17 protein-coding genes and 1 pseudogene are annotated in these 14,594 nt (G+C 63.9%); 13 read left to right on the forward strand and 5 right to left on the reverse strand.

The genetic code is table 11. The features are described from left to right. The 3 genes from A2J03_RS15180 to A2J03_RS15190 form a co-directional block, all read left to right on the forward strand. Positions 1 to 236, forward strand: a 236-nt coding sequence (locus A2J03_RS15180; RefSeq protein ID WP_197480792.1) for an SIP domain-containing protein, incomplete at its 5' end; no start/stop codon positions are given. A gap of 74 nt (positions 237 to 310) precedes the next feature. After that, the gene (locus A2J03_RS15185; protein WP_068375469.1) at positions 311 to 1,237 is read left to right on the forward strand and encodes a tyrosine recombinase XerC; all 927 of its coding nucleotides are present in this window, start codon (positions 311 to 313) and stop codon (positions 1,235 to 1,237) included. 126 nt (positions 1,238 to 1,363) lie between these two features. Continuing rightward, the gene (locus A2J03_RS15190) at positions 1,364 to 2,611 is read left to right on the forward strand and encodes a MinD/ParA family ATP-binding protein (protein ID WP_068375472.1); all 1,248 of its coding nucleotides are present in this window, start codon (positions 1,364 to 1,366) and stop codon (positions 2,609 to 2,611) included. A gap of 5 nt (positions 2,612 to 2,616) precedes the next feature. Here A2J03_RS15190 and A2J03_RS15195 read toward each other — a convergent pair whose 3' ends face one another. Beyond that, on the reverse strand, positions 2,617 to 3,102 hold the full coding sequence (locus tag A2J03_RS15195; protein ID WP_068375475.1) for a M23 family metallopeptidase: 486 nt from the start codon (positions 3,100 to 3,102) through the stop codon (positions 2,617 to 2,619). Positions 3,103 to 3,438: 336 nt separating this feature from the next. Here A2J03_RS15195 and rpsB point away from each other — a divergent pair, with 336 nt between their 5' ends. The 6 genes from rpsB to A2J03_RS15225 all read left to right on the forward strand — a co-directional run bounded on the left by rpsB (position 3,439) and on the right by A2J03_RS15225 (position 8,450). Further along, positions 3,439 to 4,335, forward strand: a complete 897-nt coding sequence (rpsB, locus tag A2J03_RS15200) for a 30S ribosomal protein S2 (protein ID WP_068375478.1) — start codon at positions 3,439 to 3,441, stop codon at positions 4,333 to 4,335. Between the two features lie 108 nt (positions 4,336 to 4,443). Then, the gene (gene tsf, locus A2J03_RS15205; protein ID WP_068375481.1) at positions 4,444 to 5,268 is read left to right on the forward strand and encodes a translation elongation factor Ts; all 825 of its coding nucleotides are present in this window, start codon (positions 4,444 to 4,446) and stop codon (positions 5,266 to 5,268) included. A gap of 179 nt (positions 5,269 to 5,447) precedes the next feature. Continuing rightward, the gene (gene pyrH / locus A2J03_RS15210; protein WP_068375483.1) at positions 5,448 to 6,176 is read left to right on the forward strand and encodes a UMP kinase; all 729 of its coding nucleotides are present in this window, start codon (positions 5,448 to 5,450) and stop codon (positions 6,174 to 6,176) included. A gap of 63 nt (positions 6,177 to 6,239) precedes the next feature. Beyond that, positions 6,240 to 6,797 (forward strand): ribosome recycling factor, encoded by a 558-nt coding sequence (gene frr, locus A2J03_RS15215; protein WP_068375486.1) that lies wholly within the window; start codon positions 6,240 to 6,242, stop codon positions 6,795 to 6,797. A 19-nt stretch (positions 6,798 to 6,816) separates the two neighbouring features. Continuing rightward, entirely contained in the window at positions 6,817 to 7,740 is a 924-nt protein-coding gene (locus A2J03_RS15220; RefSeq protein ID WP_082897852.1) for a phosphatidate cytidylyltransferase, read from the forward strand. Continuing rightward, positions 7,737 to 8,450, forward strand: a complete 714-nt coding sequence (locus tag A2J03_RS15225; protein ID WP_068375489.1) for a class I SAM-dependent methyltransferase — start codon at positions 7,737 to 7,739, stop codon at positions 8,448 to 8,450. Before A2J03_RS15220 ends, A2J03_RS15225 begins: the two co-directional genes overlap by 4 nt. A gap of 1 nt (position 8,451) precedes the next feature. Here the strand turns inward: A2J03_RS15225 and A2J03_RS15230 are convergent, their stop codons facing one another. Further along, the gene (locus A2J03_RS15230; protein ID WP_442971358.1) at positions 8,452 to 9,303 is read right to left on the reverse strand and encodes an HpcH/HpaI aldolase/citrate lyase family protein; all 852 of its coding nucleotides are present in this window, start codon (positions 9,301 to 9,303) and stop codon (positions 8,452 to 8,454) included. Between the two features lie 96 nt (positions 9,304 to 9,399). Beyond that, complete coding sequence (locus tag A2J03_RS15235; RefSeq protein WP_068375495.1) at positions 9,400 to 9,822, reverse strand: LapA family protein; 423 nt, start codon at positions 9,820 to 9,822, stop codon at positions 9,400 to 9,402. Positions 9,823 to 10,089: 267 nt separating this feature from the next. Between A2J03_RS15235 and rlmN the strand changes: the two genes are divergently transcribed. After that, a complete protein-coding gene (rlmN, locus tag A2J03_RS15240; protein WP_068375519.1) occupies positions 10,090 to 11,154 on the forward strand; it encodes a 23S rRNA (adenine(2503)-C(2))-methyltransferase RlmN in 1,065 nt (354 codons plus the stop codon). An 18-nt stretch (positions 11,155 to 11,172) separates the two neighbouring features. On the opposite strand, the gene A2J03_RS15245 is transcribed toward rlmN, so the two are convergent. After that, positions 11,173 to 11,442 carry a DUF2631 domain-containing protein gene (locus A2J03_RS15245; protein WP_068375498.1) on the reverse strand — a complete coding sequence of 90 codons (270 nt, stop codon included), beginning with the start codon at positions 11,440 to 11,442 and terminating at the stop codon, positions 11,173 to 11,175. Between the two features lie 202 nt (positions 11,443 to 11,644). On the opposite strand from A2J03_RS15245, the pseudogene puuE reads away from it, so the two are divergent. Next, positions 11,645 to 12,547 (forward strand): annotated as a pseudogene (gene puuE / locus A2J03_RS15250) (allantoinase PuuE). Here puuE and A2J03_RS15255 read toward each other — a convergent pair. Then, the gene (locus A2J03_RS15255) at positions 12,544 to 13,086 is read right to left on the reverse strand and encodes a DUF1990 family protein (RefSeq protein ID WP_068375501.1); all 543 of its coding nucleotides are present in this window, start codon (positions 13,084 to 13,086) and stop codon (positions 12,544 to 12,546) included. The pseudogene puuE and the gene A2J03_RS15255 sit on opposite strands and share 4 nt — an antisense overlap. Positions 13,087 to 13,114: 28 nt before the next feature. Here A2J03_RS15255 and dxr point away from each other — a divergent pair, with 28 nt between their 5' ends. Together dxr and A2J03_RS15265 are read left to right on the forward strand one after the other, a co-directional pair. Continuing rightward, complete coding sequence (dxr, locus tag A2J03_RS15260) at positions 13,115 to 14,311, forward strand: 1-deoxy-D-xylulose-5-phosphate reductoisomerase (RefSeq protein ID WP_068375504.1); 1,197 nt, start codon at positions 13,115 to 13,117, stop codon at positions 14,309 to 14,311. A gap of 7 nt (positions 14,312 to 14,318) precedes the next feature. Next, positions 14,319 to 14,594: site-2 protease family protein (locus A2J03_RS15265; protein ID WP_197480793.1), on the forward strand; the 276-nt coding region annotated here is incomplete at its 3' end.

Consider the following 14,594-nt stretch of genomic DNA (forward strand, 5'->3'; position numbering starts at 1 on the left):
CGCCGTTGATCGCGGCCGTTCGCGAGACAGAATGGCTACCGGGCCAAGCTCAGGTCTTCATTCACGGCGAGGCTCAGGCCGTGATGCACAACCTCCGTGGCTACATCCGAAAGGAACGAGGCGTTCCGGCGGAATGGGCGTCGATCTCGGGGTACTGGCGTCGTGGCCGGACGGAGGAGAACTTCCGAGTGTGGAAGCGTGAGCTCGCCGAAGCCGAATCGGTCTCCGGGGCCTGATCGATCCCCTTCCGAGTGCCGGTGTCGGGCGCGTCAGGCTTGCCGTTGCGTGCGCCGCGGGCAAGGCTGTGTGCATGGTCGACTCGCTTGAACCCACCGTGACGGTGCATCTCGAGGACTACTCCGAGCACCTCACCCTGGGGCGCGGATTGTCGTCGCACACCGTCCGCGCGTACCTGCGGGACGCGGAGTCGTTGCTCCGGCATCTCGCGGATACGAATGGCTCGGCGAGTCTCGAGGCGCTCGACCTGCGTGTCCTCCGATCATGGCTGGCCAAGCAGGCACGCGATGGCTCGGCGCGAACATCGATGGCGCGTCGAACGTCGTCGGCACGGACATTCATCGCGTGGCTGCAGCGGAGCGGGCGGATTGCCACCGATCCGTCGCTTCGGCTGTCGGCCCCGCGAGCTCGCCGGACGTTGCCCGGGGTACTGAAACAGAACCAGGCGGCGGAGGCGATGTCGTGGGCGGAGCTGGGGGCGCGCGAACTCGATCCGATTGCGGTGCGAGACCGACTCGTGGTGGAGATGCTGTACGCAACCGGGATACGGGTGAGTGAGCTGTGTGGCCTCGACGTCGACGATGTCGACACCGAGAGGCGCGTGGTGCGCGTCGTCGGAAAGGGTGACAAAGAGAGGTCTGCTCCGTACGGCGGTCCTGCCGCACAGGCTCTGGACGTCTGGACGACATGCGGCCGTCCGAAGTTGGTGTGTGATCGGTCGGGGTCGGCCTTGTTCCTGGGACGGCGGGGTGGGCGCCTCGACCCGAGGCAGGCTCGCACCGCTGTGCACGAGGTGCTTGCCTCTGTTCCAGGTGCACCGGACCTCGGTCCGCACGGACTTCGTCACTCGGCGGCAACCCATCTCCTCGAAGGTGGCGCCGACCTCCGCGTGGTCCAGGAATTGCTCGGTCACTCCTCGCTGGCGACAACCCAGATATACACCCATGTCTCCGTAGATCGTTTGCGCGCTGTGCACGACCGCGCACATCCGCGGGCATGACCCGTGCCACGTGCTGATTCGCCAGTGTTTGGTAGCGTCGTGGGAAACAAACCGCATGCGGAGAATTTTGGGCTTCACGGGGAGTGAAGTCGAAGTTCGTCGCCGAAATCCGGATACGGGGGGACCGTGGGCCGCGAGCAACCGCACGGAACGTCGGCCGCGTGGTCGATCCGTGCCCAGCCCGGCTCGACTCAGCCGTCGCGTCCGAGCACAACGCCCATCGAACCTGTCAGGAACACCGGAGCATCGATGAACGGTGACCGTCAGTCTCCGCCTTGGCAAACCCCGCGGGGAACCGATCGTCAGCCCCCGCCGCGGTACACGCCCCCGGCAGAGCCAGGTCTACCGCCACCGGCGGAAGAGTGGACACCGCCGTGGGCGAGCGGCCCCTCGCAGCAACACCTGAACGACCCTCGCTACCAGCCGACAAGCCAGGATCTTGCGCCCGACAGCTTGCTTCGACGACCGAAACGCGCGTCGACGTCCGGGTGGCGTCGTGGCGTGCACCGGCTCACCGGGGGAGTCATCAATCCCGGTGAGTCGACTGCGGAGGAGCGGTATCGCAATCAGGTCGAGCGGATTCGTCAACCGGTCCTCGGTGACTACCGGATAGCGTTTCTGTCACTCAAAGGTGGCGTCGGCAAGACCACGACGACCCTGGGGCTCGGTTCGACCTTCGCATCGCTCCGCGGTGACTGTGTCATCGCCGTCGACGCGAACCCCGATTTCGGCACGCTGGGCGAGCGGGTCCCGAATCAGACTTCGTCCACTGTCCGCGACTTGCTGGCCGACGCCGACAACATTCGCCGATATTCCGACATCAGGGCGCACACCTCGCAGGCGCCGAGCAGGCTGGAAGTGCTTGCCGGGGAGCGGGATCCGGCGGCGTCGGAAATGTTCGGCGAGCAGGACTATCGCGCAGTCATCGAAATGTTGCAGGTCTACTACAACCTGATCCTGACCGACTGCGGCACCGGCATCATGCACTCGGCGATGAACGGCGTGCTGCAGTTGGCCAATGCATTGGTGCTTGTCTCGTCGCCCGCGGTGGATGGCGCGCGGAGTGCGGCCGCGACTCTGGACTGGCTGCAGCTGCACGGGTACGGACACCTGGTCGAGCGGACGGTGGTCGTCATCAGCTCCGTCCGTCCGGGTTCGTCGGCAGTCGACATGAATCTGCTCACGCAGCACTTCCTCGAGCGCTGCCGGGCCGTGCTCGTCGTGCCCTTCGACGAGCACTTGGCAGAAGGAGCAGTCGTGGATCTCGAACTGCTGCGACCGCAGACGAGGGCGGCGTTCGTCGAGCTGGCTGCCATGGTCGCCGACGATTTCCCAGCAGCCTCGGGGCGCCACTCCGGGGCGAGCTGGCGGTAGGTCGCCTAAGGAGTCAGCGGCTTGAGCCGAACGGGTGTGGTCCGCATCAACGCCAACGGGTCGAGATAGGTTCGGTCGCGCCGGACGCCCCAGTGCAGGCACGGCGTGGCACATCCGGTGTGACCGGGAGCCAGGGTGCCGATGAGGTCGCCTGCTCGGACCCGTGAGCCCGGTGCAACCGAACCGACGACTGGTTCGTATGTCGTGCGTAATCCGTTCGGATGGTCAACGGACACAACAGGTTTGGTTGCGACGATTCCGGCGAAGACCACGACGCCGTCGCCTGCGGTTCGAATGCCCTGCCCCTCGCGGCCTGCCAGGTCGACCCCTCGGTGCCCGGGCAACCACTCGTGCTCGGGTGGATCGAAGGACCGTACGACGAGCGGCCGCGGTTCGAGGGGCCATACGAACGGCGTCTGGGCACGGGCTGGGGGTGCGAGCAGAATCGCAACAGCGAGCTCCACGCACAGGCATGTGACGAGAAATCTCATCGTCTCAGCATCCCCGTGGACGGTCCGACTTCTTCCGCTCGATACCGATCTGTGGAGAAAGATCGGATTCATCCACAGGCGGCCCGAGGTCTTGACGGATGGGCCTGGTTATGTGCTGGGGAAACAACGTCGTACACTGTTGGAGCGACCTGTGCCTGCACAGGTCGACTTCGCGCGTCCGCGTAACTGTGTGCCCGTCTTCGGACGGTACCGCTCGGTGACCGGTTGCCGGCGGTCCCATGTGCAGCTCGTATGGGTCCGGCAATCGGCGGACGCCAGGGCAGGGGTCATACGACACCCTGCGTCAACCGGCAATCGAAAGCGAGTTATTCAGCTATGGCTGTAGTAACCATGAAGCAGCTGCTCGACAGCGGCACCCACTTCGGACACCAGACACGTCGCTGGAACCCGAAGATGAAGCGGTTCATCTTCACCGACCGCAACGGCATCTACATCATCGACTTGCAGCAGACTCTGACCTTCATCGACAAGTCATACGAGTTCGTCAAGGAGACCGTCGCCCACGGTGGCACGGTTCTGTTCGTCGGCACCAAGAAGCAGGCGCAGGAGTCCATCGCCGCTGAGGCAACTCGCGTGGGAATGCCCTACGTGAACCAGCGCTGGCTCGGTGGCATGCTCACCAACTTCCAGACGGTCCACAAGCGTCTGCTCCGCCTCAAGGAGCTCGAGGCAATGGAGCAGACCGGCGGCTTCGAGGGACGCACCAAGAAGGAAATCCTCATGCTCACGCGTGAGATGACCAAGCTGGACCGCACCCTCGGTGGTATCCGCGACATGGCCAAGGTTCCGTCGGCCATCTGGATCGTCGACACCAACAAAGAGCACATCGCCGTCGGCGAAGCTCGCAAGCTGAAGATCCCGGTCATCGCGATCCTCGACACCAACTGCGACCCCGATGTCGTCGACTACCCGATCCCGGGTAACGACGATGCAATCCGTTCGGCTGCACTGCTGACGAAGGTTGTCGCATCGGCCGTCGCCGAGGGCGTCCAGGCTCGTGCGGGTCTCAACACCGCGTCCGATGCCAAGCCCGAGGTCGGCGCAGGCGAGCCGCTCGCCGAATGGGAGCTCGAACAGCTCGCACAGGCGTCACCCGCTGCCGAGGCCACCACGGAAGCAGCAGCAGAGGCTCCCGCCACGGAGGCTCCCGCAGCAGAGGCTCCCGCTGCAGAGGACGCACCCGCCGCGGAAGCACCAGCAACGCAGGCTTGATTCAGGGGGTCCCGACCGGAGTGAATGGATCCGGTCGGGACCTTTCTGCGGCACCGACCTTTTTGCATGCTTCGCCCACCCACAGCATTTTCAGGAGGCTCGCACACCATGGCGAATTACACTGCCGCTGACGTCAAGCGGCTCCGGGAGCTCACCGGCTCCGGAATGATGGACTGCAAGAACGCACTCGCCGAATCCGACGGTGACTTCGACAAGGCCGTCGAGCAGCTTCGCATCAAGGGCGCGAAGGACGTCGGCAAGCGCGCCGAGCGGTCCACCGCCGAAGGCCTCGTCGTCGCCAAGGGTGGCGTTCTGGTCGAAATCAATTCCGAGACCGACTTCGTGGCCAAGAACGAAGAGTTTCAGACCTTCGCCGATTCGGTCGCTGCAGTTGCAGCCGAGGGCAAGCCTGCCGACGTCGACGCTCTCAAGGCGCTCGACCTGAACGGCAAGACTGTCGACACCGCACTGCAGGAGCTCTCGGCGAAGATCGGCGAGAAGCTCGAGATTCGTCGTGTCGTGTCCTTCGACGGACCCGTCGCTACGTACCTGCACAAGCGCAGCGCAGACCTTCCGCCCGCAGTCGGCGTGCTCGTCGAGTACACCGGTGACGGCGAGGCGGCTGCCGAGGCTGCTCGTGGCGCAGCAATGCAGGTTGCAGCGCTGAAGGCCAAGTACGTCACTCGTGACGAGGTTCCCGAGGATGTCGTCGCCTCCGAGCGTCGAATCGCCGAGGAAACTGCTCGCGAGGAAGGCAAGCCCGAGCAGGCATTGCCGAAGATCATCGAAGGCCGCGTCAATGGCTTCTTCAAGGATGTCGTGCTGACCGAGCAGTCGTCGGTGCAGGATTCCAAGAAGACCGTCAAGGCAATTCTGGACGAAGCAGGCGTGAAGCTGACCCGTTTCGCTCGCTTCGAGGTCGGCGCGAGCTGATCGCCCGCAACTGACTGCTGTACAAGATGCCGCCCGTCCGACGCGAGTCGAACGGGCGGCATCTTGCGTGTCGCAGGCGGTGTCGTCTGCGACGGCGTCGATAAGGCAGGATAAGGGTACGGGTGCTCAGCGCGCCCATTAATCGTGCGCATTCGAGACGGCGAGAACCGAGGAGAGCAATGACCGATCCCGCCACCGACCGCCCCGGGTTCAAGCGAGTGATGCTCAAGCTGGGTGGTGAGATGTTCGGAGGAGGCCAGGTCGGCCTCGATCCTGATGTCGTCAACAACGTTGCCGAGCAGATCGCCGAGGTTGTTGCCACCGGTGTTCAGGTGGCTGTGGTCATCGGTGGCGGCAACTTCTTTCGCGGGGCAGAACTGCAGCAGCGAGGCATGGACCGTTCACGTTCCGATTACATGGGCATGCTCGGAACGGTCATGAACTGTCTCGCCCTGCAGGACTTCCTGGAGAAACAAGGCGTCGCAACGCGCGTGCAGACAGCCATCACCATGGGGCAGGTTGCCGAGCCGTATCTCCCGCTGCGTGCGCGTCGACACCTGGAGAAGGGGCGCGTCGTCATCTTCGGCGCAGGCATGGGAATGCCGTACTTCTCCACCGACACCACCGCCGCTCAGCGTGCGCTCGAGATCGGGGCCGAGGTGCTGCTCATGGCCAAGGCAGTCGACGGCGTGTACTCGGCCGATCCCAGGGAAGACCCGAACGCGACCATGTACGACACCATCACCCATCGTCAGGTGATCGAAAAGGGCCTGAAGGTTGCCGATGCGACAGCATTCAGCCTCTGCATGGACAATCAGATGCCGATCATGGTGTTCAACCTGTTGACCCAGGGGAACATTGCTCGTGCAGTGGCGGGTGAAAGCATCGGAACCCTGGTCACATCGTGAGCATGACGAAGAAACGAACGAGGACACGCCGGTGACACCGGCACGGACGATGGAGGACAGATCGTGATCGACGAAGCGCTCTTCGACGCAGAAGAAAAGATGGAGAAGGCGGTCACCGTCGCACGCGACGATTTGTCCTCCATTCGAACGGGTCGAGCGAATCCCGGCATGTTCAACCGCATCGTCGTCGAGTACTACGGTGCTCTCACTCCGATTACCCAGCTCGCGAGCATCAATGTCCCAGAAGCTCGCCTCGTCGTCATCAAGCCGTACGAGGCATCGCAACTGGGCCCCATCGAGACTGCGATTCGTAATTCCGATCTGGGCGTCAACCCGACCAACGACGGCAACCTGATCCGTATCGGGGTGCCACAGTTGACGGAGGAGCGACGCCGTGAGTTCGTGAAGCAGGCCAAGGGTAAGGGTGAGGACGCGAAAGTCTCCATCCGTAACGTCCGGCGTAAGACGATGGAAGAGCTCAAGCGGATCCAGAAGGACGGCGAGGCAGGCGAAGACGAGGTGGTGCGGGCCGAGAACGAGCTCGACAAGACCACTGCGAAGTACACGGCTTCCGTCGACGAGCTCGTCAAGCGCAAGGAAGCCGACTTGATGGAGGTCTGATCCTCCCGCGTAACCGAGTATGAACATCAAGCAAGGAGACAGCGTCGTGGTGGGTTCGGAACGACCACTGGGGTCTGCCGCACCCGACCCATCGACGCCCGACGGGTCGGCCACCGCAAAGTCACAGGGAAAAGCCGGGCGTAATTTGCCCGCGGCGATCGCTGTGGGCGCAGGCCTCGGCGTATCCCTGATCCTCATCATGGTGTTCGCGCCGATGGTGTGGATCGGTGTCGTCGCGGTCGCGCTCGCCGTGGCGACGTACGAGGTATCGAAACGGCTCCGTGAAGCAGGAGTGCTCGTCCCGCGCATTCCGTTGATCGTCGGCGGGCAAGCGATCATCTGGTCCGGGTGGCCGTGGGGAACCACCGGTGTATTGAGCGCCACCGCAGCGACTGTTCTGGTCTGCATGGTCTGGCTGCTTCTGCAGCAGGGCCTCGGCTCGGCGCCGAAGAACTATCTACGCGAACTGGCAGTCACGATCATGGTCGCGTGTTGGCTACCCCTGCTCGCGTCGTTCGCCGTGCTGATGGTTCTCGACGACAACGGAGCCGGCCGGGTCCTTGTCTTCCTGATCGCGGTCGTATGTTCCGACATCGGTGGGTATATCGCCGGTGTGCTGTTCGGGAAGCACCCGATGGCTCCGGCAATCAGTCCGAAGAAGTCCTGGGAGGGGCTCGCCGGGTCTTTGCTGTTCTGCATCATCGGGTGCTTGCTGACGGTCACTTTGATCCTCGAAGCGAACTCGCTGATCGGCGTTCTTCTCGGCGTGGTCCTCGTCGTGACCGGAACCCTGGGGGATCTCATCGAATCCCAGGTCAAGCGCGATCTGCGGATCAAGGACATGGGGACACTGCTTCCCGGTCACGGCGGCATCATGGATCGCCTCGACTCGCTGCTGCCGTCGGCGTTCGTCGCCTGGTTGGTCTTCGCAATCCTGCTGTGAGCGATCCCCACACGATTCCTAGTCCGAACATCTGGCATTGGCCACGGGTGTACGAGGCGGAGAATCGCGCGCAGGATCCCGACGGACGAATTCCTCGCGTTCTACGAGCAGTCGCTCCGTACCAGGACAAGACCATCGTCGACGTGGGCTGTGGCACTGGTTTTCATCTCCCGGGCTTCGCGGTGGCAGCGGAGCGGGTGATCGGCGTCGAACCGCACGAGCCATTGCGACGAGGCGCACTGAGGAGGGTCGCCGAACTCGACAATGTCGAAGTCCTGGCAGGGCACGCCGAGTCGTTGCCTTTGCCCGACGAGTCGGTCGACGTCGTCCACGCGAGAACTGCCTACTTCTTCGGTGTCGGGTGTGGGCCAGGGATCACCGAGGCGATGCGAGTGCTCCGTCCGGGGGGCTGCTTGGTCGTGGTGGATCTGGACGTGTCCGCGTCGCCGTACGGAGACTGGATGCGGTTGGACCTACCGAAGTACAACTGCGAGGCAGTGGAGTCGTTCTTCGAAGCGCAGGGCTTCGATCTCGAGCGCGTCGATACCCGGTGGAGTTTCCCGGATCGTCCGACTTTGCGCTCGGTATTGGGCATCGAGTTCACCGAACGCACAGCGGCCAGGGCTGCGCGGAGCATCCCTGGCCTCGACATCGATGTGCGGTACCGAGTCCACTGGCGTCGTAAGCCGCGGGGACTCGAATTGAAATGACCTAGTCTGCGTGAATCCCGAACACTTCGGCTGCCTCGCGGATCTTCAGCGCCTTCGCCAGTCGGGGGAGGTCGCTGCCGTCTTTGACGTGTGCGCCGTCTGCGCCCAGTGCGTCGACGACTTCGTCGGCCCAGGTCACATCACTCGGAGCGGGAGCGAGTTCACGGTTGACTGTCGGGGCCTGTTCGGTGTGCATGCACAACTTGCCCGTCATCCCCATCGACAATGTCAACGCCGAGTCGCGAGCAAGGATGCTCTCGTTCGCAGTGAGGGTCGGCCCGTCGATCGGGCCAGGCAGGCGGGCTGCCCGGGACGAGACGACCAGACGTGAACGCGGGTATGCCATGGCGAGGGGCTCGTCGCTCATGCCGGTATCGCGACGAAAGTCGCCGCTGCCGAAGGCGAGTCGGAACGTCGAGTCGGCTCTAGCAATCTCCGGTGCTGCTTCGAGCCCGACGGCAGATTCGACGAGGGCCAGAATGCGGGTACCGGGCGCGAGGCGCGCTGCGGTGGCATCCACCTGGCTCCCGCTTTCGGTCTTGGCCAGCATTACGCCAGCGAGGCCACGAAGCCCCGACAACGCCGCGAGATCGTCGGCCCAGAAACTGGTGGTCGCGTCGTTGATCCGAACCCATGCCGAGTTGCCGGCTTCGAGCCAGGCGACGACCGCGTCGCGAGCGGCGGGCTTGGCTTTGGGCGCGACGGCGTCTTCGATGTCGAGAATCACAGCGTCGACGTCTGATTCGACGGCGGCAGTGAACGTGTCCGGCTTGGTTGCGGGTACCAACAGCCACGAGCGTGCGCGCTCGGGCGCCACGCCGGATGTCACTGGGGTTTCCATGAAAGTGGTCACGTCAGGCTCCTAGCGGTGAGATCGGGCACGCCCTAGCATTATCGATTCAGTTCGACGACGCCAGCTTGTGTGCATAGTGTTCACCCCGGTCGGTGTCTACTTTCGCTTTGCCGCGCGTCGGATCTGCACGATGCGCACTCCGCCCGCAAGCGCCATGACGAGAGCGCCCGCAATAGCCGCAAGGAGCATGCTGACCCCGAGAGGCAACTCGAAGGTCCACACGAAGATGTTGACCGGAACAGAGTCCAGGTTCTGCAGAATGAAGATCAACAGAATGATCAGAACGATCGCCCCGACGACCAATCCCGTCCAGGTGGCAGCGGCTCTGGTGTGGGCGATGCCTTCCGGTGACGTCCCTGCGGGAGGTCTGGTGTCACGCACTGCTTCGGGATCCGGCGCACTGTGATCGCCGGAATCGGGTGTCGTGATCGCGGACGGTGTCGAATCGTCGTACGTCGCGGGAACCCCGGTGGGATCGGCGAACGAGTCGTCGTACTTGTCGCCTGCTGGTGTTGACATTCTCTGATCCTTTCGTACGCGGGACTCGAATGCACGCGTATCCGTTGTCGATTCGGTTACCCTTCCGATTCGAACTGGAAACAGCCGGTGGACTTCAGGGACGGTTGCTCCTGAATAGGAGAGATCGCTCGGTAATGGGACACTGGGAGCACTATGAGTGACTCCGCTACTGCACCCGACGCCACCGCCGACGACACCACGGCCGAGAACCCTGCGCCGAAGAGTCGACCGACGCTGCCGCTGGTGTTCGCGGATCGCAAGCGCGGCATGCCGCCGCGCCACCTCGCGGACCTCGACCGCGACGGTTTGAAGGCCGCTGTCAAGGCGCTCGGACTACCTGCATACCGCGCGGATCAGCTGGCACGCCACTACTACGGTCGGCTCGAAGCCGACACCACGAACATGACGGATCTGCCTGCTTCGGTGCGCGAGAAGGTGGGCGCGGATCTCTTCCCGACGCTGTTGACGCCGATCAAGCATCTGGCCTGCGATGACGGAGACACCCGAAAGACGCTCTGGAAGGCCAACGACGGCACGTTGCTCGAGAGCGTCCTGATGCGGTACCCCGACCGCGCGACGTTGTGCATCTCGAGCCAGGCCGGGTGCGGGATGGCTTGCCCGTTCTGTGCCACCGGCCAGGGCGGCCTCGACCGCAATCTCACGACCGCCGAGATCGTCGATCAGGTCCGGTCTGCGGCTGCCGACATGCGTGACGGTGCGGTGGCTGGAGGCGAGGGCCGGTTGTCCAACGTCGTGTTCATGGGTATGGGGGAGCCGCTGGCGAACTACAAACGGGTCGTCGCCGCGGTCCGAAAGATCGTCTCTCCTGCGCCCGACGGGCTCGGTTTGTCGCAACGATCTGTCACGGTCTCGACGGTCGGGTTGGCTCCGGCGATCCGCAAACTTGCCGACGAAGGTCTGTCGGTCACGTTGGCCGTGTCTCTTCACACACCGGACGACGAGCTCCGCGACACCCTGGTTCCAGTGAACAACCGGTGGTCCATTGCGGAAGTTCTGTCTGCCGCACGGTACTACGCGGATCAGACCGGTCGACGGGTCTCGATCGAGTACGCCATGATCAAGAACGTCAACGATCAACCGTGGCGCGCGGACCTGCTCGGAAAGAAATTGCTCAAGGCGCTCGGGTCGCGCGTGCACGTGAACTTGATTCCGCTGAACCCGACTCCGGGGAGCGAATGGGACGCGAGCCCGAAGGACGTCGAGCGGGAGTTCGTCAGAAGAGTGATCGCGCAGGGAGTTACGTGCACCGTCCGCGACACTCGTGGGCAGGAGATCGCCGCAGCCTGCGGCCAGCTGGCAGCCGAGAACTGACCTGCTGCCAGCAGGTGGCTAGCGGGGTTTGCGGCGCACGATCACGTCGCGCACCACGAGGCCGACGAGCGCGACTGCGAAACCGACGAGCCACAGATCTTCCACCAGGCCGGTGTGATTGCCGTGAATCATGAAGAGCAGGAATGCGGCGACGACGATCGCTGCCACGCGCATTGCCTTGTTCGATTCACCGCTCCATCCCCACTCGGCGGACGGCACCTCGGCGATGTCCTCGTGGGTGTACTCGACCGGGTCGTACGAAGCGGGGTTCAGCTCGGCTTGTGCCACCGGTCGATCCTCTCGGGTAGTTCTCGCGCCGTCGGCTCGGCGCGCACGTAGGTGAGGACAATATTTGCATACGACCGCCCGTCGTAGCCACCAGGGTCCACCGGTCGCCGGCGAATCGGGCGCAGAATGCCGATTGCTGGGAGACTGTCGTTTCGTGACCCCGGAACGACTGTCTCATTCTCCCGTCCCGTACCCGCGCGACATGGTCGGTTACGGTGCGACACCGCCGGATCCGAAGTGGCCGGGCGGCGCCCATGTCGCCCTCCAGTTCGTTCTCAACTACGAGGAGGGCTCGGAGAACAACGTTCTCGACGGTGACACGAAGTCCGAGACGTTCTTGTCCGAGATGGTCGGAGCGCAGGCCTTCCCGAACCGACACATGAGCATGGAGTCGCTGTACGAGTACGGCTCTCGTGCCGGTGTGTGGCGCGTCCTTCGCGCCTTCGAGCGTCGCGGCCTTCCGCTGACCGTGTTCGCCGTCGCACGCGCGATGCAGCGAAATCCGGAGGCCGTCGCGGCGTTCGTCGAGCAGGGCCACGAAATCGCGAGCCACGGTCTGCGGTGGCTGAGCTACCAGCTCATCGACGAGCACGTCGAACGTGAACACATGGCCGAAGCGATGCAGATCCTGACCGACCTGACCGGCAGCGCACCCCGTGGCTGGTACACCGGTCGCGACTCGCCCAACACTCGCTCGCTGGTAGTCGAGCATGGTGGGTTTCTCTACGATTCCGATTCCTACGCCGACGACTTGCCGTACTGGACGCGTGTGGCGCGCGGATCGGAGACGGTCGATCATCTCGTCGTTCCCTAGACGCTCGACACCAACGACATGCGGTTCTCCTCACCCGGCGGGTTCTCGACCGGTGACGAGTTCTTCGCGCACCTTCGGGATGCGTTCGACGTGCTGTACGCGGAGGGTGCGGCCGGCGCGCCGAAGATGCTCTCGATAGGGCTGCACTGCCGCCTGGTCGGCCGTCCGGCGCGCATCGCTGCGCTGGAGAGATTTCTGGATCATGTGCAGTCTCACGAGAAGGTCTGGATCGCCAGACGCGTCGACATCGCGCGTCATTGGATCGACAACCATCCGCCGCAACGCGGTTAGGTACGGGCGAGGTCCTTCAGCGCAGCGATGTACCGGTCGGTGAACACGCGCTGTACACCCCGTCCCACTGGTCCGCCGATCTTGGTGAACCATCTGCCGGGGCGTGAGAACGCACGGATGTGGGCGTAGACGACGGCATCGTCCTCGTCGAACGCACTGTCTTCGTCGAATTCGACGAGAAAGCACTCTTCGCCCTGCTCGGGGTGTCCGGCGAGCGTTCCGTACGCGAACCCGGCTCGGTGATCCTCGTCGATCACATAGACAACCTGGCACGGGATTCGTACCGGTCCGAGTTTCAGGACCACCGTCGAATCGGCTTCGGCCGTCCGGGTGTCGGATTCGACGCGAAGTCCGGCTCGTCGGTGCATGTCCCAGTTCATCAAGCCGGCCACTGCCGCCGCGTATGCCGCCCGGCCGGTTCCGATCGGGATGCGTCGATCGATGTGATGAAAGCCGTCGGGCAGTCGGCCGCGGGTAGCGCCTACATCGTCGTACGAGAGGTTCATGACATCCGAGCCTGCCACGTAGGGCGTACGCATAGGAGACTCTCAGGCTCGATCAGGAACAATGGATGCCGTGCCAGAGCCTCGAACACCTGCCGAGCCGTCGTCCAACTCTCCCAAGCGCGTTCTCCTGCTGGGCAGTACCGGATCGATCGGCACTCAAGCGCTCGACGTCATCGGTGCCAATCCCGACCTGTTCGAGGTGGTGGGACTGGCTGCGGGTGGCGGAAACATCGAACTGCTCCGCCGGCAGATCAGAGAAACCGGAGTCGACGCGGTGGCGGTGGCAGACTCCGCCGCGGGGGCGGAGCTGAACCATCCGAACACACTGACCGGCGATCGAGCCGTCACCGAGTTGGTGGAGTCGACTTCTGCCGACATCGTGTTGAACGCCCTCGTCGGATCCCGCGGCCTAGAGCCGACTCTCGCCGCCTTGAAGACCGGCGCGACGTTGGCGCTCGCCAACAAGGAGTCGCTGGTGGCAGGCGGTGAGCTCGTGATGGCTGCAGCGGCACCCGGCCAGATCGTTCCGGTCGACTCGGAGCATTCGGCGTTGGCTCAGTGTCTGCGGGGAGGGCGCGCCGAAGAGGTCGAGCGGTTGATCCTGACCGCGTCGGGCGGGCCGTTCCGAGGGTGGTCGGAGGTCGAGCTGAAATCGGTGACACCGGCGCAGGCAGCTGCCCATCCGACGTGGTCGATGGGCCCGATGAATACCCTCAACTCCGCGACCTTGGTGAACAAGGGCCTCGAACTCATCGAAACGCACCTGCTTTTCGGAGTGCCGTACGACCGCATCGACGTGACGGTGCACCGTCAGTCGATCGTGCATTCCATGGTCACGTTCTTCGACGGCTCCACCATCGCGCAGGCCAGCCCGCCGGACATGCGTCTACCTATCGCGCTGGCTCTCGGCTGGCCGAACAGAGTTCGCGACGCAGCGCGAGCGATCGACTTCACCACGTCGTTCACCTGGGATTTCGAGCCTCTCGACGACCGAGTGTTCCCGGCGGTTCAACTAGCACGTGAGGCGGGTATTCTCGGCGGCTGCATGACCGCGGTGTACAACGCGTCGAACGAAGTGGCGGCGGAAGCGTTCCTCGCCGGACAGATCGACTTTCCGCAGATCGTGGACACTGTCAGGAAGGTCGTCGACGATGGCAGTGGTGAGTGGGTCGCTACCCCCACCAGCGTCGACGAAGTATTGGCAGCCGACTCCTGGGCTCGCCGCCAGGCCCGCACGCTCTTGAACCAGAAGGACTGAACCAACGATGGTGTTCGCATTCGGCGTCCTCCTCTTCGCACTGGGCATCACTGTGTCGATCGCTCTGCACGAGGCGGGGCACATGTGGACCGCCCGCGCCACCGGCATGAAGGTGCGACGGTTCTTCATCGGGTTCGGACCCAAGGTCTTTTCGTTCCGCAGGGGCGAGACCGAGTACGGATTGAAAGCGATTCCGGCGGGCGGCTTCTGTGACATCGCAGGTATGACGGCGATCGACGAACTCGCGCCCGACGAAATCGAGCGCGCGATGTATCGGCAGAAG

Origin of the sequence: Rhodococcus sp. EPR-157 (genome assembly GCF_001647195.1) — a bacterium.
Lineage (GTDB): Bacteria > Actinomycetota > Actinomycetes > Mycobacteriales > Mycobacteriaceae > Rhodococcoides.

What these genes read in the sequence shown, in the direction of transcription:
- A2J03_RS15185 (WP_068375469.1), top strand. Translation starts at nt 311, where the DNA reads ATGGTCGACTCGCTTGAACCCACCGTGACGGTGCATCTCGAGGACTAC.
- A2J03_RS15195 (WP_068375475.1), bottom strand. Translation starts at nt 3,102, where the DNA reads ATGAGATTTCTCGTCACATGCCTGTGCGTGGAGCTCGCTGTTGCGATT.
- rpsB (WP_068375478.1), top strand. Translation starts at nt 3,439, where the DNA reads ATGGCTGTAGTAACCATGAAGCAGCTGCTCGACAGCGGCACCCACTTC.
- tsf (WP_068375481.1), top strand. Translation starts at nt 4,444, where the DNA reads ATGGCGAATTACACTGCCGCTGACGTCAAGCGGCTCCGGGAGCTCACC.
- pyrH (WP_068375483.1), top strand. Translation starts at nt 5,448, where the DNA reads ATGACCGATCCCGCCACCGACCGCCCCGGGTTCAAGCGAGTGATGCTC.
- A2J03_RS15220 (WP_082897852.1), top strand. Translation starts at nt 6,817, where the DNA reads ATGAACATCAAGCAAGGAGACAGCGTCGTGGTGGGTTCGGAACGACCA.
- A2J03_RS15235 (WP_068375495.1), bottom strand. Translation starts at nt 9,822, where the DNA reads ATGTCAACACCAGCAGGCGACAAGTACGACGACTCGTTCGCCGATCCC.
- rlmN (WP_068375519.1), top strand. Translation starts at nt 10,090, where the DNA reads ATGCCGCCGCGCCACCTCGCGGACCTCGACCGCGACGGTTTGAAGGCC.
- A2J03_RS15255 (WP_068375501.1), bottom strand. Translation starts at nt 13,086, where the DNA reads ATGCGTACGCCCTACGTGGCAGGCTCGGATGTCATGAACCTCTCGTAC.
- dxr (WP_068375504.1), top strand. Translation starts at nt 13,115, where the DNA reads ATGGATGCCGTGCCAGAGCCTCGAACACCTGCCGAGCCGTCGTCCAAC.